The organism is Paenibacillus sp. LC231 (assembly GCF_001860525.1).
Lineage (GTDB): Bacteria > Bacillota > Bacilli > Paenibacillales > Paenibacillaceae > Paenibacillus_AQ.
In genome coordinates, this window is sequence record NZ_JFOM01000002.1 from 224,460 (window position 1) to 243,518 (window position 19,059).

The following is a 19,059-nucleotide window of genomic DNA, read 5'->3' on the forward strand; positions in this document are numbered from 1 at the left end:
TTGCTTTTTGCATAGATAAGGGGTGATGTTGATGCCTAAACCATCCGTACCGACATTAAGCCGCTGGTTCTGGACATCATTTCGGGTGCGTTACCAGGAAAGCGATCAAATGGGTGTCGTATACCACGCGAACTATTTAAACTGGTTCGAGATCGGACGTACCCAAATGATCCGTGAAATGGGATTTACGTATCGCGGAATGGAAGAAGAAGGTGTCCTCCTCCCGGTGGTTGATATTGATATCAAGTACCGCCAGCCTGCGAGGTATGATGATCTTGTAACGGTATTTACCAGAATGACTGCTTTCTCCCCGCTTCGAATACACTATGAATATGAGGTCCGGTTGCTGAGCGAACAGGAGCAGGCAGATTTGGAGGCGATGGATCTGTCTCCCGAATCCGAGCTTCCCGGTGCCTTGTTAACGGCCGGCGCGACCCGTCATGTATGGCTGAATAGAGAGTGGAAGCCCGCCCGACTGGATAAATGCGCGCCAAAGCTGTATGATGCATTGAGGGACACCCTTTGGGGGAGGAAGGAGTAGCTTCATGTTCAAATGGTTGCTGGCAGCGATGATCTTCGTGCCTGCTATTGAAATATTCGGCTTTCAGTTTGTTGCGGATCGCGTGGGCGGCATGAATACCTTGCTATTGACACTGCTGACCTCTGCGGTTGGCGTGGCCATGATGAGGTTCGAAGGTCGCAAAGCGATGGAAGATGCCAAGCAGAGAATGAACTCAGGCATGGTTCCGGGTGCTTCCATGGCCGATGGCCTATGTATATTTGCGGGTGGAGTGCTACTTATTCTGCCGGGCTTTGTAACTGACATGATCGGATTTACGCTGATATTTCCGCTGACTCGCCCGCTGTATCGGATATTGCTGTTGAAATGGATGAAGAAAAATATGAAAAACGGCAAGATTACGATCTTTCGCAGATAATACAAGCAGAATCACCCATAAGACCGGCCCATCATGGGCCGGTCTATTTATTTATGGAGCACGAGGAAATAACAGAAATCGGTAATGATCATGAAGTACCTTATCAATCCTATGATAATCCCATCACTATACCTCTATGACGAGTCAAACTTGTTCGTCCGACTGCTATCTGAATCTGCCTCCGATAATATAATTCCTTAGGTCCTTGAATACGTGGGCCCGGTGAAAGGCATCCAGGATGACAAGCGACACTGGACCTATAATCAGTCCCAGAATGCCGAACAGCTTGAGCCCGACGAACATGCCCAGCAGGGCGGCGAGCGGGTCCAGTCCCACACTGCTGGCGAGCACCTTGGGCTCCATAATCTGTCTGACGATCAGGATGATGCTGTACAGGACGGTTAGTCCGATGCCAAGCGTCAGGTCGCCCGACATAAAGGCATACAGCGACCAGGGGATCAGGACGATGCCGACGCCCAAGTAGGGGAGAAGATCCACCAAGCCGATCAGAAGACCGATGGAGAAGGCGGAATCGACCCCGAGCGCATAAAGCGTGATCATGACGATCAGGGCCGTGATGGAGATGAGAATCAGCTGTGCCCTCGCGAATCCGAACAACGCTTTTTTTAGATCCGTGAAAATATAGATCATGGGTTTACGAATGACGTCGGGCAGGATGCGGATAAGTGCGCGATTATGGCGCTCCCAGCTGTTGCTGAGAAAGAACGTGGACAGTAAAACAACAATGAGAATCGTGCCCAAGTTGGGCAGGTAATAAATAATTTGCAGAATTCCGTTAAAAATACCGGTAACGAGGTCGGTCACGGCCGTGCCAATCGTTTGCGTCGTGCGGGTAATGTTCTGATTGATGGTATCGTGATAATTCGGGTTGTTCTGATAGAACCGGCTAATCTCATTGATAATATTCTGGAAGCTATCATTCTGGGTCCAGGCGGTCAGCCATTCCATCCAGGCATCAATATGAAGATTGAAGGACTGGGACAGGATGATCAGCTCCTTGACCAGTCTCGTGACAGCTGCCGTGAGAATCAGCAGGGCCGCTCCGAAATACAGCAGCAGGGACAACATGACAGCGAGCCACCGCGGCAGCTTCAAACTCCGCTGAAGCAGGCGGACGCAAGGATTCATGGCATAAGCGATGATCCAGGCCAGAAGGAAGGGGTAAAGCAGCGGCAGCAGTACATATATCAAATAGGCAATCACGAAGATGGAGGACAGCACCCACACTCCCCGGCCAAAACGCTTGAGCATCAATCGTTCCAAACCATCACACTCCTTTGCAGCACTTCAGGGACGAGCAGAAACGCTCATTCCTATACGTATGCAAGGAGATTCAATATAAGGATAAAGAGTTGGAAAACGCTTGTCTTCATGATTCGACAATGAGAATTATCACAGGTATAATGGAATTGTAAGTGATTTCAAAAAAATGTTTATGGTGTCGATAAAACAATTTGATGCGGCGAATGTCGCTGCTCATGTTCACATATCAGACAAAATCCAGTATGATATGAGAAGGTTTGTGACTAGGACCATAGCAATTTTTTTCGCGTTTTTCTTTTTTATCCGACTTCATGAAAATGTTTTCATGAATGTCAAAATAGTTCAGTTTATCCCGATCATAAAGGAGAGATGTTGCATGACAGCTACCAAGGGTTTGGAAGGCATTGTAGCTACCACCTCCGCGATTAGTTCGATCGTCGATGGCGTTCTGACTTACCGTGGATATGATATTGACGATCTCGCAGAACATGCAAGTTTTGAAGAGGTAGCCTATCTGCTCTGGTTCGGAAAGCTTCCGAATGCCGAAGAGCTTAAGTCCCTTCAACAAGATTTGAGCGACTATGCTGCCATTCCGGATGAGCTTATCCAGCAGATCAAATTGTATCCGAAGGATACCAATACGATGGCTGCGCTTCGCTCGGCTGTATCCGCGCTTGCTCTGTATGACGCCGAAGGCGACGATATGAGCCGTGAATCGAATGAGAAGAAAGCGGTTAAACTTCAAGCTCAGCTTCCAACGATCATTGCTGCCATCGCCCGTGTTCGTCAGGGCAAAGAGCCGGTGGCTCCGAAAGCCGGCGTCTCCATCGCGGAGAATTTCCTGTATATGCTCAGAGGCGAAGATCCTGATCAGACTTCAATCAAGGCTCTGGACCAGGCACTGGTATTGCACGCGGATCACGAGCTTAACGCATCCACGTTTGCTGCTCGTGTAACCGTAGCCACGCTGTCCGACATATATTCCGGCGTTACTTCCGCTATTGGCGCGCTTAAAGGTCCTCTGCACGGCGGCGCGAATGAAGCCGTCATGAAGATGCTGAACGAAGTCGGTTCGATCGATCGGGCCCAGGCTTACATTCAGGAGAAGCTGGACAACCGTGAAAAAATAATGGGCTTTGGACACCGCGTATACAAAAACGGCGATCCGCGCGCGAAGCATCTCCAAAAAATGTCGCGCGAGCTTGGTGAAATGAAAGGCGACACCACGTTGTACGACATGTCGGTGCTGATCGACGAAACGGTTACCAACCAAAAAGGACTGAAGCCGAACGTTGATTTCTATTCCGCATCGGTTTATACGCAGCTCGGCATCGAGCATGAACTGTTTACGCCGATTTTTGCCATCAGCCGTGTATCCGGATGGACCGCGCATATTCTTGAGCAGTATGAAGGCAACCGTATCATCCGCCCGCGCGCAGAGTATACAGGGATGACCGACCAAAAATATGTGCCGATAGAACTTCGCTAAGTGGCTGGCAATCATGTACAATAGGCTAGAGAACCGCTTAAACGTGGGTGAATCGCGGGTGGCGGGTTTCTCTGTGCCTATCACGCGAGTATTTTGGAAATGGCTAGAGACAAGAACCATATTCGAAGGAGGAACTCATACTCATGAAATTGGAAAAATTCGCATTACCAACTGAAGGCGAGAAAATCACGATTGATAACGGAACCCTGCAGGTGCCTAACAACCCTGTCATTCCTTTTATTGAAGGCGACGGCACAGGCCGTGACATCTGGAAAGCTTCCAAGCGCGTCCTGGATGCAGCAGTAGAAAAAGCATATAACGGTTCCAAGAAAATTGCCTGGTATGAAGTATTTGCCGGTGAGAAGGCATACAATACATACGGTGAATGGCTCCCGAACGATACGCTTGAAGCGATTCGCGAGTACATCGTTGCTATCAAAGGACCACTTACAACGCCAATCGGCGGCGGTATCCGTTCCCTGAACGTTGCCCTTCGCCAAGAGCTGGACCTGTACACTTGCCTGCGCCCTGTTCGTTACTTCAACGGCGTACCGTCTCCGGTAAAACGCCCTGAGCTGGTTGACATGGTTATTTTCCGTGAGAACACGGAAGACATCTACGCAGGTATTGAGTACAAAGAAGGCTCCGAAGAAGTTAAGAAAATGATCAAGTTCCTTCAAGACGAAATGGGCGCCAATAAAATCCGCTTCCCTGAAACGTCCGGTATCGGGATTAAGCCTGTATCCTCCGAAGGTTCCAAGCGTCTTGTACGTGCAGCGGTTGAGTATGCGATCAAGCATGGCCGCAAATCCGTGACACTGGTTCACAAAGGCAACATCATGAAATTTACAGAAGGTGCCTTCAAAAACTGGGGTTACGAAGTGGCTGAAGCTGAATTCGGCGATAAAGTGTTCACTTGGGCACAATACGATATCATCAAGGAGAAAGACGGCGTAGATGCAGCTAATGCGGCTCAAAAAGCGGCTGAAGAAGCTGGCAAAATCATCGTTAAAGATGCGATTGCCGACATCGCGCTGCAGCAAGTTCTGACTCGTCCAACCGACTTTGATGTCATTGCGACGTTGAACCTGAACGGGGACTACCTGTCTGACGCGCTGGCTGCACAAGTTGGCGGTATCGGTATCGCTCCGGGTGCTAACATCAACTATGTAACAGGACATGCAATTTTCGAAGCGACTCATGGTACGGCTCCGAAATATGCAGACAAAGACGTAGTAAACCCTGGTTCCGTTATCCTCTCCGGCGTTATGCTGCTTGAGCATCTCGGATGGCAGGAAGCGGCTGACCTGATCTACAAAGGCATGGAAACGTCCATCAACAACAAAACCGTAACGTATGACTTCGCCCGCCTGATGGAAGGCGCTACGGAAGTGAAATGCTCCGAGTTCGCAGACGAAATCATTAAAAACCTGTAAGGAGGAGATTCATCGTGGCAATTACTCGTAAAAAGATTACGGTAGTAGGTGCTGGCTTCACAGGTGCGACTACCGCCCTGATGCTTGCTCAAAAAGAATTGGGTGATGTGGTGCTGCTGGATATCCCGCAGCTCGAGAACCCAACAAAAGGTAAAGCGCTGGATATGCTCGAAGCAAGTCCCGTTCAAGGATTTGACAGCAACATAGTCGGTACATCCAACTATGGGGATGCAGCTAATTCCGATATCGTAATCATTACAGCAGGTGTAGCCCGCAAGCCGGGCATGAGCCGCGATGACCTCGTGAATACCAATGCAGGGATCGTGAAATCCGTATGCGAGAATGTGAAGAGTCACGCACCGAACGCCACGGTCATCATTCTGAGCAACCCGGTGGATGCCATGACCTATGTGGCATACAACACACTCGGATTTCCCAAGAACCGCGTCATCGGCCAATCCGGCGTACTGGATACGGCCCGCTATTGCACCTTCATCGCGCAAGAGCTGAACGTATCCGTTGAGGATGTCCGCGGATTCGTACTTGGCGGCCATGGCGACGACATGGTTCCGCTCGTTCGCTACTCCAGCGTGGGGGGCATTCCGATCGACACGCTGATTCCGGCTGAGCGCATTGAAGCGATTGTGCAGCGTACCCGGGTTGGCGGCGGCGAAATCGTGAACCTGCTGGGTAACGGCAGCGCATACTATGCGCCGGCTGCTTCCCTCGTACAAATGACGGAAGCGATTCTGAAGGACAAAAAACGGATCATTCCGGTTATTGCTCTTCTGGAGGGCGAGTACGGTTATGACAATCTGTTCATGGGCGTACCGGCCATTCTTGGCGGAGACGGCATTGAGCGAATTTTCGAGCTGGAGCTGACGGCCGAAGAGAAAGCGGCGCTCGATAAGTCTGCGGAATCCGTACGTAATGTAACCTCGGTCGTGACCCTGTAATTGAATCAGGATTCACAAAATCGTCTAATAATGCAATCCCGTCCCGTGATTCGGGGCGGGATTGCTTTTCTTTGGATGATCTCTCCAGTATAATAAGAGACGATGAACTTAATGTAATAAAAATCACACTAACGACTTTGGAGGAATTGTTTATGTGGAACGTGACATTTTTTCTGCATATGGTCGGTACGGCGGCGCTAGGATTTTACTTGATTCTGCCGTTTGTTGTTGGCGGTATTCAGAAGCTGTCCCTCGGCGCTCAAGAAGGAGCCGTTAATACGATTCGAGTAGCGAACCGTTTTGCTCAGTACGGCTTGGTTATTCAGTTGTTGACTGGCGGATACATGATGTCCCAAGGCGAGTATTCGGTTCCTTGGATGATCATTGTAACGGTATTGCTGCTGGCGATGTTTGCTATTGGAGGCATCATGAGCAAGCCATTGAAGAATGCGCTTGCAGGGATCCGCGAGAAGCGTGAAGTGAAGGAAGAAACAAGCAAGCTGGGTACGCTTAGCGCACTTCTTGCCTTGCTGCTCTTGGTTATGATCTTCTTCATGGTATTCAACCATATCATCTAAGAATAGCTACATACGAAAGAGAAGTCGTTCCGTTTATCGGGCGGCTTTTTTTTGACATTATCGAATTGTTAAATGACCGGGGTCCCGCCAAGGATCTGAAGGGACTTCGGAGCAAGGCCCTGCTTTGGGGACTTTTTTGTTGGGCGAAAAGAGCTTTACTTTCGTTTGATCTCGTACAATCTGGGTAAAAACAATAGCGAAGGCTTTTTATGAGAATAAGAAGCCGCGTCGAACGCATCCTATGAGAGGTAGTTTGAGATACTGACCTGAAAGGAGAAATGTTCATATGCCACAAGATCAACCGAAACAAACCTTGCCGCCCCAGCATCAGGATCACAGACCCGGAACCGAATCGGAGATGCACCCGAAGCCGGAGTTTGAGAGTAACGAATACAAAGCAGCCGGTAAGCTAGAAGGAAAGGTAGCGCTGATTACCGGAGGCGACAGCGGGATCGGCCGTGCGGTTGCGGTCTACTATGCCAAGGAAGGCGCGGACGTATCCATTGTGTACCTGAATGAGCATAAGGATGCGGAAGAGACCAAACGACAGGTGGAGCAGGAAGGCCGAAAATGTCTGTTGATCGCCGGTGACGTCGGCGATGATGCTTTTTGCCGCGATGCGGTTACCGAAACCGTGGAGAAGCTCGGTAAACTCGATATTCTCGTTAACAACGCAGCCGAACAGCATCCGCAGAAGAAGATAGAGGATATTACCAAAGAACAATTGGAGCGGACCTTCCGTACGAATATATTCGGCATGTTCTACCTGACGCAGGCGGCGATGCCGCATCTGTCCAAGGGCAGCTCCATTATTAATACGACCTCCATCACGGCTTACCGGGGAAGCCCGCAGCTGCTGGATTATGCATCGACGAAGGGGGCCATCGTTGCCTTTACACGCTCGTTATCGATGAATGTGGTCGGTCAAGGGATCCGGGTAAATGCCGTTGCCCCGGGACCGATCTGGACGCCGCTGATTCCTTCAACATTCCCGCCGGATCAGGTGGCCGAGTTTGGGGCGACCCAGCCGATGAAACGTCCGGGTCAACCGGAAGAGCTGGCCCCAGCCTATGTATATCTGGCCTCAACGGACTCTTCCTATGTGAGTGGTCAAGTCATTCACGTGAATGGCGGCGAAGTAATTAATGGGTAAAGCCCTTTGAGGGAACAACAGGGTCATCCTTGCACGAAAAAAACAGCGGACATCCGGGACTTCAGCCCGAATGTCCGCTGTTTCAATATGGGGGCAGGTTGCGCAGAATCAGATGCTTCTAAAACCGGAAGGCAGCACGCCGGCATCCCGGATCGCTCTGATCTGGGCGAGCGTCAAACGGCGATTGGTGCTGATGATGGATTCAGGTTCTTCATCGCCGCCGATGATATCGCCAAGATCAGCGATGTTGGTGTTTCCGCGGAATACTCTGAATGCGCCTCGGAAATTCGGCTCCGAGAACAGGACCAGGGTGGCATTGGAGCTGGTCGAGAAGAATCTCAAGCTTTCAATGTCGCCGAAGGTACGCTCGAGATTACGGATGCCTACATTGCCGCGCACGATAAACCGGCGTCCATTGTAGAACTCGTCTCTAAACAGGGCAAGCCTTGGAAAGACCACCTGAGAGATTGAGGCTTTCATCATAGCAATCACCTCCTTTTCTTAACCAATATATGCGAGATTTATAGAGGGGGTATGGTCGATAAAAGGGGGAGTATCAACACATTTTCTCTACTCTTTCATTTTTTGAAGTAAACCCTTTCATGTGCGAAATGATATGATATGATAACAATATTGGCAGTTTATAATGATTCTTATTTTGCTATCATGTCTGGGTTATGAAAGAGAGGAGTTTACCAACGCTATGAAATTATTTGAAGAAAGTATGTATCGACTGATTGTAGAAACCTCCACGAATTTGCCCGGGGATGTGCGAAGAGCAGTCAACCGCGGCCGAGCGTCTGAGGATGCGGCAACGCGAGCGGGGCTGGCACTGGCAACGATCGCTCAAAATATTGAGATGGCCGAGCAGGAAGTATCGCCGATTTGCCAGGATACCGGCATGCCAACATTCATCGTACATACTCCGGTGGGTGCGAACCAAATCGAGATGAAGAAGGCGATTTACTCTGCGGTGATTCGCGCCACGAAGGATGGCAAGCTGCGTCCAAACTCGGTGGATTCGTTGACTGGCGCTAACAGCGGGGATAATCTCGGCCCTGGCACGCCTGTCATCCATTTCGAGCAGTGGGAGCAGGATAAGGTGGACGTCCGTCTCATCCTGAAAGGGGGCGGCTGCGAGAACAAAAACATTCAGTATAGTCTTCCTGCAGAGCTTGAAGGGCTCGGGAAAGCGGGCCGTGATTTGGACGGGATCCGCAAATGCATCATGCATGCCGTGTACCAAGCTCAAGGCCAAGGCTGCAGCGCTGGATTTATCGGAGTAGGCATCGGCGGCGACCGGACGACAGGTTATGAGCTTGCGAAACATCAGCTGTTCCGTCATGTCGAAGATGTGAACCCGAATGAAGATTTGGCGAAGCTCGAAGATTACATATTGGAAAATGCAAATAAGCTCGGGATCGGGACGATGGGCTTTGGCGGAGAAGTCACGCTGCTCGGCTGCAAAATCGGTGCGATGAACCGTCTGCCGGCAAGCTTTTTTGTATCGGTTGCTTATAACTGCTGGGCGTTCCGCCGTCAGGGCGTAATGGTTGAGCCGGAAACGGGAGACATCACGGAATGGCTGTATGAAGCAGGCAGTCAGGTGCAGATGAACGCCAATTCCGAAACGGCTGTTTCCCAAGCCGAAGACTCCGGTCCAAGTGATTCCAAGGGCCGCGAAGTGGTGCTGCAGACGCCAATCAGCGAGGAGCAAATTCGTTCCCTGCGCGTTGGGGATGTGGTGGTGATCCGAGGCGAGATGCATACCGGACGGGATGCGCTTCATAAATATCTGATGGATCACGATGCTCCTATCGACCTGAACGGGTCCGTCATTTACCACTGCGGTCCGGTTATGATGCAGGATGAAGAGGGATGGCATGTCAAGGCGGCAGGTCCGACAACGAGCATTCGAGAAGAACCTTACCAGGGCGATATTTTGAAAAAATTCGGCATTCGCGCGGTCATCGGAAAGGGCGGCATGGGTCCCAAGACGCTTCGAGCCCTGCAGGAGCATGGCGGCGTATATCTGAATGCGATTGGCGGGGCCGCCCAGTATTATGCGAGATGCATCAAAAAAGTAAACGGCGTGGATTTCATGGAGTTTGGCATTCCGGAAGCGATGTGGCATTTGGAGGTTGACGGCTTTGCCGCGATCGTCACGATGGATTCGCACGGAAACAGCCTGCATGCCGACGTGAGCAAGGATTCGGCAGAGAAGCTGGCCATGTTTAAAGAGCCGGTGTTCTCCTAATCCGGAGCATCTGAAGAAGCATCGATTGGCCACCATGTGCCGGTCGATGCTTTTTTGTTGAATACGGGAATGGAGCCCTTATTTCGAATTTTCGTTGCGGTTTTCGGACACTCCGGTTTATGATGAAAGTTAAATACGTCAATTCAGTCATAGGAGGAAACAGGTGAGAAGTTTTGGACTAGCCTTTGCATCTTGGTTTGAAAAGTACACCTTTCTCTTGATTCCAGGCTCGCTGGTGCTAGGCTGGCTGCTCTCGGATGTTTTGGTGGACTTTGTTCACTGGATTCCTTATCTATTCGGTTATATTACACTGGTGATGGCACTTGGCTGTGGGATCCGTCATCTGCAAGGGGTTCTGAAGCGCCCCTTTGCTGTTATATTAACGCTCTTTCTAGCCCATGCGGCCGCTCCGGTGCTTGCTTATGGACTGGGCTCGGCCGTGTTTGGTGCGCATTCGGATTATACGATTGGCTTGCTGCTGTTCGCGATCATTCCGCTGGGGATATCCTCGGTGATGTGGGTTGGAAGCTCCGGCGGCAGCGTTCCGTTCATCCTGGCGGTAGTTGTGCTGGATACTATACTCAGTCCCTTAGTCGTACCGGCTCTGATGGAGATGTTTATCGGGGATGCACTGGTTACATGGAATGCGTCTGAACTGATTCTCGATTTGCTGACCATGGTGGTATTACCCACTCTGATCGGGGTGATGCTGTATGAAGGTTCCAAAGGACGGGTCAAGGACTGGTCGGCTCCTGTAGCTCAGCCCATATCGAAGCTGTTTTTTATGCTCGTGGTGATGCTGAACGCGGCAGCCATCGCTCCCCATGCAGCAGGCATGAAGGAGGAGATGCTGGTAGTGATCCCGGTTGTCGTTACGCTGATTGTGATCTGCTATTTGCTTGGCTATTTTGGCTCCTATGCGATGCTCGGACCGACACAGGAAATGCAAATTACATTTACATACGCGTCCGGAATGCGTAATATATCACTCGGGATGGTGTTGGCTACAACGTATTTCTCACCCCAGGCTTCCATCCCGGTGGTGCTGGGCATTATGTTCCAGCAGCCGGCGGCAACCATCATTCATGCGTTATTCCACCGAAGACGCACACGGGCGGTAAGTTATCCAAAATGATCACGCGGCAGAAAGAGGAGAGACCATGAGGCAGTATCGCAATCGTTTGACTCTGATTATGCTTACTTTAATTGGGTTGTCTATGCTCGCGGCAGGTCTGGCTATGGTGACGGTATTCAAGCAGTCCCACATTCAGCTGCTGGAGGACAATATGGTCCGGGAGATTCGGCTTCTGCAGACCATGATGGAGTTTCCGGATACGGACAGCGCGGATGCTCTTTCGTATTATACCGAAAGATCCTTGCAGCTTGAAGAACTGTCTGATGCGAGAGTGACCTTTATATTGAAGGATGGTAAGGTTATCGGGGATTCGGAGAGTGATCCGTTAACCATGGATAACCACGCTTATCGTGAAGAGATGCTTCAAGCGGTAAAAGCGGGGCGCGGGAGTACCATTCGTCGGAGCGATACGCTTGAGCAGGACATGCTGTACGTCGCACTTCCGGTCAAGGCCGGAGAGAATTTCGACGGATTCGTCCGATTGTCCGTCAGTCTCAAGGAAGTGGACCAGGGAGTCAAGCAAGGCTGGACCGTGATGGGGATCGGCCTGCTGGTGCTATTCCTGATAGCTGCCTTGGTGAGTTATCGTGTCGCCAAGGGCTTGACCTCGCCGCTTGAGAAAATCACGCGCGTAGCCAGACGGATATCGCGTCTTGAATATGATGCGAGGGTAAAGATTCACCGTAAAGACGAGATCGGTCAATTGGCGCACGCCATTAACGGAATGGCCGACAGCCTGCAAACCCAGCTGCGGACGATACGGGACAATGAAGATTTGCTGCAAAGCGTTCTAAACAATATGACAGGCGGTATTGTCATGGTGAGCGGGGCAGGCCAGATCATTCTTGTGAACCGTGCTGCCGAGAGAATGCTCGGCATTAATGCCGAAGTGATAACAGGCAAATCGTACCGTGAGCTTAAGCAGCATTATGAATTGACCAAACTGATGGAGGAAGGCCTTGAGAGCAAGGAGGACTTCCATGAGGAGCGCAACATTTATTATCCGGTGGAATCGATCATCCGTCTGGATGGGGTTGCGATGTTGCAGGAGGAAGAGCAGGAGTCCTATCGCGGGATGCTGTTCCTGCTGCAGGATGTAAGTGATATCCGCAGACTTGAACGCATGCGGAGCGAATTCGTGGCCAACGTATCTCATGAGCTGAAGACTCCGCTCGCTGCGGTGAAAGGGTTTGCTGAAACGCTGCTTGGCGGCGGGGTGACCGATGAGAAGACATCGCGCTCCTTCCTCCAGATTATCTATGACGAATCCGAACGGCTAAACCGGCTGATCGGTGACATTCTGGAGCTGTCCAAGATCGAATCCAAGCGGATTCAGATGGATTACTCGCCGATTCATTTGTCGGCGTTCTTTGATACAATATCCGAAATGATGCGCACGGTGGCGGAGAAGAAGCGGATCAGCCTGGAGCTTGACATTCCGGAAGAGCTGTTTATGGAGGGGGACGAAGACAAGCTCCGCCAGATTTTTATGAATCTGCTCTCGAATGCGATCAATTACACGCAAGAAGGCGGACGAGTAAAATTAACCGCTCGTGAAAAGCATAGTAACAGGAACGCCGAGGATATTGTGGAGTTCGTTGTTAAGGATTCCGGGATTGGCATTCCGAAGAAAGATCTTCCCCGTATATTTGAACGTTTCTATCGGGTGGATAAAGCACGTTCACGCGGATCAGGCGGAACGGGGCTTGGACTGTCGATCGTGAAGCATCTGGTGGATCTTCATCACGGTACCATCAAGGTGGAGAGCGAGCTGGGAATCGGCAGCTCCTTCATCATTGAGCTTCCGATCCTGCAGGAAACGCACGATACAGGAAGTTAACACTCCGTTAACATTCTGTTGATATACTTGCATAAGCAGTCCAATTATCAAGATAAGGGCGGGGGTAACATTGACGCAACGCATGCTTGTTATTGAAGATGAGCCGACACTATCGCGGCTGTTGTCCTACAATCTGACGCAGGAAGGTTTTCAAGTCGAGGTAGAGGAACACGGTACCGCAGGTTACGAGAAAGCGTCGAATCATGAATATGATCTGATCCTGCTGGATGTCATGCTGCCTGGCATGAACGGCTTTCAGATTTTAGAGAAGCTCCGAAGTAACGGAATTACCACGCCGATCATTATTCTGACCGCGAAGAACGCCGAAGAGGAAGTTGTTCAAGGTTTGAAGATGGGGGCGGATGACTATATTACCAAGCCATTTGGCGTATCTGAGCTGCTGGCCCGTGTATCAGCCGTCATGCGCCGGGTTTCCGGTCATGCCGATGAAGCAAAGACGACAGACCACCAGGGAAACGTCATTTCGCTTGGAGAATTGGAAATCTATCCTGAGAAATACGAGGTCCGGCTTGGCGGTCAGAGCATTAATCTCCGGCCGAAAGAATTTGAGGTGCTGCTCTACCTGGCCAAAAAACCGGGCGTTGTGTTAACGAGGGATGATCTGATGAACGTGGTCTGGGGCTTCGATTATATCGGCGGTCAGCGAACCGTGGACGTTCATGTGAGTTCCCTGCGCAAGAAGCTTGAGCTCGATCCTGAATCTGTACACATTGACTCCATTCGCGGGGTTGGTTATAAACTTGTAGTGAATCCGAAAAAAGGCTCCCATCATTCCGTTTGAAATGATGAGGAGTCTTTTTTTTGGGTCTTTGGTCAGATCCTGACATGTCTAATGTCTCATTTCTGCGTAATAATCCTTCCGCAGTTTACACTCCCTTAATCATTCGAGTATATTCCCATAATACTTGTCCGGTAAGATGCGTCTAAAGGACCAGATGAAGAAGGGGTGAAGGCGCATGACACTGCTTCAAACCAAACCAAATCAGACAGAGAGAATGAAGATGGAGGTAGAGCCGGTACTTGATGGACAAGCAGCAAGCGAGCCTGAAGCAGGCGCATTATATCGGCAATACATAAGAAGGGTCCCTGTTATAACAAAATCTGAATCCTGCCTCGATGTGCTGAATGTGTTTGCGAAGGATCAGCGTATCCCGTGTGTTATTTATTGCGATGAGGCAGATACACCAGCAGGACTGATTATGCGGGATGTGTTTTATCAGCGAATGATGGGCAGGTTTGCCGTGGATCTGTATTATTCCAAGCCCGCCTACCAGTTTGCGGACCATCAACCGACGCGTGTCGATATATTCGAGAAGGTCGGAACGCTGCTGGAATTGTCCCTGCAGCGCCCGGATTCCAAATTTTACGATTGTGTCCTGATCACGGATGAAGGACGACTGCTAGGCGTGCTCACCGTCCGGGATCTGATGAGTCTGTCCAGTATGCTCCAAGCGGAAGCGGAAGAGAAGCGTGAACTGATCCTGCAGGAAAGCTACCGGCATACCCGGAACATTCAATCTTCTTTAACCGAGGTCCGAACGGCAGCAGCGAGAACAAACTCGGAATGTATACGGATGAGGGAGTGGTCACAAACGGGGAAGGAGAAACTGGATCTTGTCCGAACCTCGTACCTTGGTCTTGTAGAGGATATGACGAAGCGTGAAGGCCAGGCCTCCGAACTCGCAGCCGATGCCGGCCGCATATTTTCCATCACCGGCATGATTACCGAGCTTGCGAACCAAAGCAGTCTGCTGGCCATGAATGCCTCAATTGAAGCAGCACATGCCGGAGAGCATGGGCGTGGATTTCAAGTGGTTGCGGCAGAGGTACAATCGCTAGCAAAACAAACGCGCAAGCTGTCAGGGGATATATCGCAGCTGCTCGAGCAAATCCAGCGGCTGGCAGCAGATACAGCCAAGGGGGCTGTATCGTCGCTGAAGGAAATCCAATCCTGCGAGGGGTATGTAACGGAAGGTGCCCAAATGTTTAATGAAATGGACAACGCCGTTCAAGAGGTTCAGAAGTCCGGTAATCAGGTTTATCAACTGGCCGAGGAAACCGTGAAGCGAGTGGAGCAGGTCAAGGATGAGCTTGCGGGAATGAACACCGGTGAAGCTTCGATCGTGGAAGAAAGGTCGAATCTATAACTCTACTATGATTAAAATATTTTACACTGCGTTTACATTTCTCAGAAACTGCTATTACATTCCGGGATTATTATCAATATTGTAAGTAGGAAGTAGAGACAACAACCATTTTGAAGGAGTGGATTCGTTTGTTTAAAAGAAGGGGTCGTAAACCAGCAGGTATTCTCGTACTGGTATTGATGCTGAGCACGCTTTTGGCGGCATGCGGCGGAGGAACAACTTCCGGCGGTGCTTCAGGAGAAAATACAGACAACGGTTCAGCACAGCAAAATGAAGGAAGCACCACAACAGCTTTGTCAGGAACGATTGAAATTGACGGTTCCAGTACATTGCATCCGTTAACTGAAGCCATTGCTGAAGAGTTCGGCGCAGCAAACCCGGATGTCCGCATTCCGATTGGAACAGGCGGAACAGGTGGCGGTTTCAAACGCTTCAATAATGGAGAGATTCCAATTTCCAATGCATCCCGTCCAATTAAAGACAGTGAAGCTGAAGAAGCAAAATCCAAGGGTATTACCTATCATGAGGTTCTGGTAGCTTATGACGGACTATCCGTTGTTGTTAACCCGAGCAATGAATTCGTAGATAAATTAACGGTAGATGAGCTGAAGAAAATTTACGAGCCGAACAGCACTGTAAAAACATGGGCTGACGTTCGCGAAGGATGGCCGGCAGAGGAAATCAAAATTTACTCTCCTGGTACAGACCACGGAACATTCGACTACTTCACAGAAGCGATTAACGGTGAAGCGCAAGCAAGCAGAAACGATAGCCAAATCACGTTCAGTGCCGATACAAACGCAGTCGTACAAGGGGTTGCTGGCGACAAGAACTCCATCGGATACTTCGGATTCTCCTTCTATGAAGAGAACCAAGACAAATTGAAGCTGGTTCCGATCGATAACGGCACGGCTACAGTAGCTCCAAGCATGGAAACGATCAAGGATAACAGTTATGCTCCATTGTCCCGTCCGCTGCTGCTCTATGTAAACGATAAGGAGCTTGAGCGCCCGGAAGTGAATGCGTTCATGAACTTCTACCTTGATAATGCCGCTAGTCTTGCTGGCGAAGTTGGTTTCGTACCGCTTCAAGATGAACAGTATCAAGAAGAAAAAGACAAGTTGGCAAAATAATTAAAGACTTCATGCCCGAAGGGAATCCTTCGGGCAACCCATAGAAAGGGAAGAGGAGAATGAACAAAACTTCACCCGTGGCGGCAAACACTAAAAGCATGACATTCCGTCGAAGCAAAACACGCCTCTCAGACAAAATTGTTCCAATCCTGCTCGGCTTGTGTGCCATGCTTTCGGTGTTTACCACCATCGGTATTGTATATACGCTTCTACAGGAATCCGTGATCTTCTTCAAAGAAGTGCCGGTATGGTCCTTCTTGACTGGAACGACATGGAGTCCAATTCTCCCTCCAAAAGAATTCGGCGTGCTGCCCTTGCTGGGCGGCACATTGCTGATTACAGGCATTGCGATCATTTTCGCAGTGCCTATCGGCTTGGCATGCGCTATTTATCTCAATGAATACGCTCCTGCCCGGGTTCGGGGGGTTGTAAAGCCAGTGCTTGAAGTGTTGGCTGGTGTACCAACGATTGTTTACGGATATTTTGCGCTTGAAACGGTAACACCATTCCTTCAAAAGATTTTTCCCGACATGGGGATATTCAATGCGCTTAGTGCGGGTCTCGTGGTCGGCATCATGGTCCTGCCGATGATTTCGTCTTTAAGTGAAGACGCGATGCGTGCGGTGCCTAAGAGCCTTCGTCACGGGGCATACGCGCTGGGTGCTACCCGATTTGAGGTTGCACTGAAAATTGTACTGCCTGCCGCTTTATCGGGGGTTGTATCGTCCTTCGTATTGGCATTCTCTCGCGCGATTGGCGAGACGATGATCGTTACGGTGGCTGCAGGTGCTACGCCGCAGCTGACACTGAATCCGCTGGAAAGCATTCAGACGATGACTTCTTATATTGTTCAGGTAAGCATGGGAGACGTTCCGCGAGGAACGATTGAATACGGCACGATTTTTGCGGTAGGTCTGACCTTGTTTGTCATCACCTTCTTGCTTAATATATTGGCGCAGTGGGTCGCTCGCCGCTTCAGGGAGGAATACTAGATGAAACAATTGAATCTGGGGGATAGCAAAGGAATCAACCGGAGACGTCTGGGTGACCAAACGCTGCATATGATATTCCTGGCTTGTACCAGTATCGGTATTCTAGCCTTGATGGCTTTGATTGTTACGATCGTGATGGATGGCGTTCACAGACTTTCACCCGATCTGTTCACGAACTTTCCGTCACGTATCGCGGATAAAGCAGGCCTGAAATCGCCGATTGTCGGCACGATTTATTTGCTCCTGCTCATGGCCCCGCTGTCTTTTGTATTAGGCGTGGGCGCGGCAATCTTTCTTGAAGAGTATGCGGGCCGCAGCCGCTGGGTTCGGCTGATCCAGCTGAATATCAGTACGCTTGCAGGGGTTCCTTCTATTATATATGGTATCCTGGGACTGGCGATTTTCGTGCGCGGCATGAATCTTGGCCGCAGCCTGTTGTCCGGGGTATTAACGATGACGCTGCTGGTGCTGCCAATTATTATCGTTGCCGCTCAGGAGGCGCTTCGCGCCGTGCCTAAGAACCGGCGCGATGCTTCTTATGCGCTGGGCGCAACGAAATGGCAAACGGTATCCAGCGCCGTGCTGCCATCAGCGATTCCTGGAATTATGACCGGGGTTATCCTGGCCTTGTCTCGTGCGATCGGCGAAACCGCACCGCTGATCATGATTGGTGCTTTAACGTACGTGGCCTTCTTGCCGGAAAATCTGCTCGATTCGTTTACTGTCATGCCGATCCAGATCTTTAACTGGGTATCAAGACCAAGTGAGGCTTTCCATGAGCTGGCGGCTTCGGGTATTATTCTGTTGCTCATCATGCTGTTCATCATGAACATTGCAGCCGTGTGGATCCGGAACAAGTATTCGAAGAACATCTAAGAGACGCATAAAGCAGATCTAATCGTGAAAAAGGAGACATGAATAAGATATGGAATCCATCATACAGATTAAGAAATTAAACCTTTACTACGACACGTACCATGCGCTTAAAAACGTGGATCTGGATATTCCGGAGAAAACGGTGACGGCGTTCATCGGACCGTCGGGCTGCGGTAAGTCTACGCTGTTGCGCACGCTGAATCGCATGAATGACATGATTCCTTCCACTCGGATTGAAGGCAGCGTGCAAATCGGAGGAACCGAAATCTACAGCGAGGAAGTCCACGTTGAAGCCTTGCGCAAGCAGGTAGGGATGGTATTCCAGCAGCCGAATCCGTTTCCTAAATCCATTTATGACAACATCGCCTACGGGCCGCGACTCCACGGTATCCGCAATAAAGCGGAGCTGGACCAAATCGTGGAACAGAGCTTGAAACAAGCCGTGCTGTGGGATGAAGTCAAGGATTATCTCAAGCGGTCCGCGCTGAGCTTGTCCGGCGGCCAACAGCAGCGTCTATGCATTGCCCGGGCACTTGCCGTACAACCGGATATCCTGCTGATGGACGAAGCAACTTCCGCGCTGGATCCGATCTCGACCCTGAAAATCGAAGAGCTGGTGCAGGAGCTGAAGAGCAAATACACCATCGTCATGGTTACGCACAACATGCATCAGGCAGCACGCGTATCCGGGCAGACGGTATTTTTCCTGAATGGCGAAGTGGTTGAATCCGCAAACACCGATACGCTGTTCTCGACGCCGTCGGACGCACGTACCGAGGATTATATCTCGGGCCGTTTCGGTTAAGCCATTATCACGACAATGA

General features: G+C 50.4%; 18 protein-coding genes. 16 read left to right on the forward strand and 2 right to left on the reverse strand.

The window, feature by feature from the left end; genetic code table 11:
• Nucleotides 1-31 precede the first annotated feature (31 nt).
• On the forward strand, nt 32-541 hold the full coding sequence (locus AK95_RS01175) for an acyl-CoA thioesterase (protein ID WP_071218066.1): 510 nt from the start codon (nt 32-34) through the stop codon (nt 539-541).
• Between the two features lie 4 nt (nt 542-545).
• Nucleotides 546-938, forward strand: a complete 393-nt coding sequence (locus AK95_RS01180; RefSeq protein ID WP_071218067.1) for an FxsA family protein — start codon at nt 546-548, stop codon at nt 936-938.
• 165 nt (nt 939-1,103) lie between these two features.
• On the opposite strand, the gene ytvI is transcribed toward AK95_RS01180, so the two are convergent.
• The gene (gene ytvI / locus AK95_RS01185) at nt 1,104-2,222 is read right to left on the reverse strand and encodes a sporulation integral membrane protein YtvI (RefSeq protein WP_071218068.1); all 1,119 of its coding nucleotides are present in this window, start codon (nt 2,220-2,222) and stop codon (nt 1,104-1,106) included.
• Nucleotides 2,223-2,598: 376 nt separating this feature from the next.
• Here ytvI and citZ point away from each other — a divergent pair, with 376 nt between their 5' ends.
• From citZ to AK95_RS01210, 5 genes are all read left to right on the forward strand, one after another.
• Entirely contained in the window at nt 2,599-3,711 is a 1,113-nt protein-coding gene (citZ, locus tag AK95_RS01190; RefSeq protein WP_071218069.1) for a citrate synthase, read from the forward strand.
• 143 nt (nt 3,712-3,854) lie between these two features.
• A complete protein-coding gene (gene icd, locus AK95_RS01195) occupies nt 3,855-5,147 on the forward strand; it encodes an NADP-dependent isocitrate dehydrogenase (RefSeq protein ID WP_071218070.1) in 1,293 nt (430 codons plus the stop codon).
• 14 nt (nt 5,148-5,161) lie between these two features.
• Nucleotides 5,162-6,103, forward strand: a complete 942-nt coding sequence (gene mdh / locus AK95_RS01200) for a malate dehydrogenase (protein WP_071218071.1) — start codon at nt 5,162-5,164, stop codon at nt 6,101-6,103.
• Between the two features lie 152 nt (nt 6,104-6,255).
• A complete protein-coding gene (locus tag AK95_RS01205) occupies nt 6,256-6,681 on the forward strand; it encodes a hypothetical protein (protein WP_009595065.1) in 426 nt (141 codons plus the stop codon).
• Between the two features lie 286 nt (nt 6,682-6,967).
• Nucleotides 6,968-7,834: an SDR family oxidoreductase gene (locus tag AK95_RS01210; RefSeq protein ID WP_071218072.1), complete on the forward strand. Its 867-nt coding sequence runs from the start codon at nt 6,968-6,970 to the stop codon at nt 7,832-7,834.
• A gap of 108 nt (nt 7,835-7,942) precedes the next feature.
• Here the strand turns inward: AK95_RS01210 and AK95_RS01215 are convergent, their stop codons facing one another.
• Complete coding sequence (locus tag AK95_RS01215; protein ID WP_071218073.1) at nt 7,943-8,317, reverse strand: hypothetical protein; 375 nt, start codon at nt 8,315-8,317, stop codon at nt 7,943-7,945.
• 220 nt (nt 8,318-8,537) lie between these two features.
• Here AK95_RS01215 and AK95_RS01220 point away from each other — a divergent pair, with 220 nt between their 5' ends.
• The 9 genes from AK95_RS01220 to pstB all read left to right on the forward strand — a co-directional run bounded on the left by AK95_RS01220 (nt 8,538) and on the right by pstB (nt 19,040).
• Complete coding sequence (locus AK95_RS01220; protein ID WP_071218074.1) at nt 8,538-10,091, forward strand: fumarate hydratase; 1,554 nt, start codon at nt 8,538-8,540, stop codon at nt 10,089-10,091.
• A 163-nt stretch (nt 10,092-10,254) separates the two neighbouring features.
• Nucleotides 10,255-11,226, forward strand: a complete 972-nt coding sequence (locus AK95_RS01225; RefSeq protein ID WP_071218075.1) for a bile acid:sodium symporter family protein — start codon at nt 10,255-10,257, stop codon at nt 11,224-11,226.
• Nucleotides 11,227-11,251: 25 nt separating this feature from the next.
• On the forward strand, nt 11,252-13,066 hold the full coding sequence (gene pnpS, locus AK95_RS01230; RefSeq protein ID WP_071218076.1) for a two-component system histidine kinase PnpS: 1,815 nt from the start codon (nt 11,252-11,254) through the stop codon (nt 13,064-13,066).
• A 70-nt stretch (nt 13,067-13,136) separates the two neighbouring features.
• Entirely contained in the window at nt 13,137-13,868 is a 732-nt protein-coding gene (locus AK95_RS01235) for a response regulator transcription factor (protein WP_071218077.1), read from the forward strand.
• Between the two features lie 175 nt (nt 13,869-14,043).
• Nucleotides 14,044-15,234 (forward strand): methyl-accepting chemotaxis protein, encoded by a 1,191-nt coding sequence (locus tag AK95_RS01240; RefSeq protein WP_071218078.1) that lies wholly within the window; start codon nt 14,044-14,046, stop codon nt 15,232-15,234.
• Nucleotides 15,235-15,362: 128 nt separating this feature from the next.
• Nucleotides 15,363-16,367: a PstS family phosphate ABC transporter substrate-binding protein gene (locus tag AK95_RS01245; protein WP_071218079.1), complete on the forward strand. Its 1,005-nt coding sequence runs from the start codon at nt 15,363-15,365 to the stop codon at nt 16,365-16,367.
• Between the two features lie 59 nt (nt 16,368-16,426).
• Entirely contained in the window at nt 16,427-17,359 is a 933-nt protein-coding gene (gene pstC / locus AK95_RS01250) for a phosphate ABC transporter permease subunit PstC (protein ID WP_071218080.1), read from the forward strand.
• Nucleotides 17,360-18,235 (forward strand): phosphate ABC transporter permease PstA, encoded by an 876-nt coding sequence (gene pstA / locus AK95_RS01255; protein WP_071218081.1) that lies wholly within the window; start codon nt 17,360-17,362, stop codon nt 18,233-18,235. It begins immediately after the preceding gene.
• Between the two features lie 49 nt (nt 18,236-18,284).
• Nucleotides 18,285-19,040 carry a phosphate ABC transporter ATP-binding protein PstB gene (pstB, locus tag AK95_RS01260; protein WP_009594645.1) on the forward strand — a complete coding sequence of 252 codons (756 nt, stop codon included), beginning with the start codon at nt 18,285-18,287 and terminating at the stop codon, nt 19,038-19,040.
• The last annotated feature ends 19 nt before the right edge of the window (nt 19,041-19,059 follow it).

Coding starts and splice junctions, on each gene's coding strand:
- AK95_RS01175 (WP_071218066.1), top strand. CDS start 32: ATGCCTAAACCATCCGTACCGACATTAAGCCGCTGGTTCTGGACATCA.
- AK95_RS01180 (WP_071218067.1), top strand. CDS start 546: ATGTTCAAATGGTTGCTGGCAGCGATGATCTTCGTGCCTGCTATTGAA.
- citZ (WP_071218069.1), top strand. CDS start 2,599: ATGACAGCTACCAAGGGTTTGGAAGGCATTGTAGCTACCACCTCCGCG.
- icd (WP_071218070.1), top strand. CDS start 3,855: ATGAAATTGGAAAAATTCGCATTACCAACTGAAGGCGAGAAAATCACG.
- AK95_RS01205 (WP_009595065.1), top strand. CDS start 6,256: ATGTGGAACGTGACATTTTTTCTGCATATGGTCGGTACGGCGGCGCTA.
- AK95_RS01210 (WP_071218072.1), top strand. CDS start 6,968: ATGCCACAAGATCAACCGAAACAAACCTTGCCGCCCCAGCATCAGGAT.
- AK95_RS01215 (WP_071218073.1), bottom strand. CDS start 8,317: ATGATGAAAGCCTCAATCTCTCAGGTGGTCTTTCCAAGGCTTGCCCTG.
- AK95_RS01220 (WP_071218074.1), top strand. CDS start 8,538: ATGAAATTATTTGAAGAAAGTATGTATCGACTGATTGTAGAAACCTCC.
- pnpS (WP_071218076.1), top strand. CDS start 11,252: ATGAGGCAGTATCGCAATCGTTTGACTCTGATTATGCTTACTTTAATT.
- AK95_RS01240 (WP_071218078.1), top strand. CDS start 14,044: ATGACACTGCTTCAAACCAAACCAAATCAGACAGAGAGAATGAAGATG.
- pstC (WP_071218080.1), top strand. CDS start 16,427: ATGAACAAAACTTCACCCGTGGCGGCAAACACTAAAAGCATGACATTC.
- pstA (WP_071218081.1), top strand. CDS start 17,360: ATGAAACAATTGAATCTGGGGGATAGCAAAGGAATCAACCGGAGACGT.
- pstB (WP_009594645.1), top strand. CDS start 18,285: ATGGAATCCATCATACAGATTAAGAAATTAAACCTTTACTACGACACG.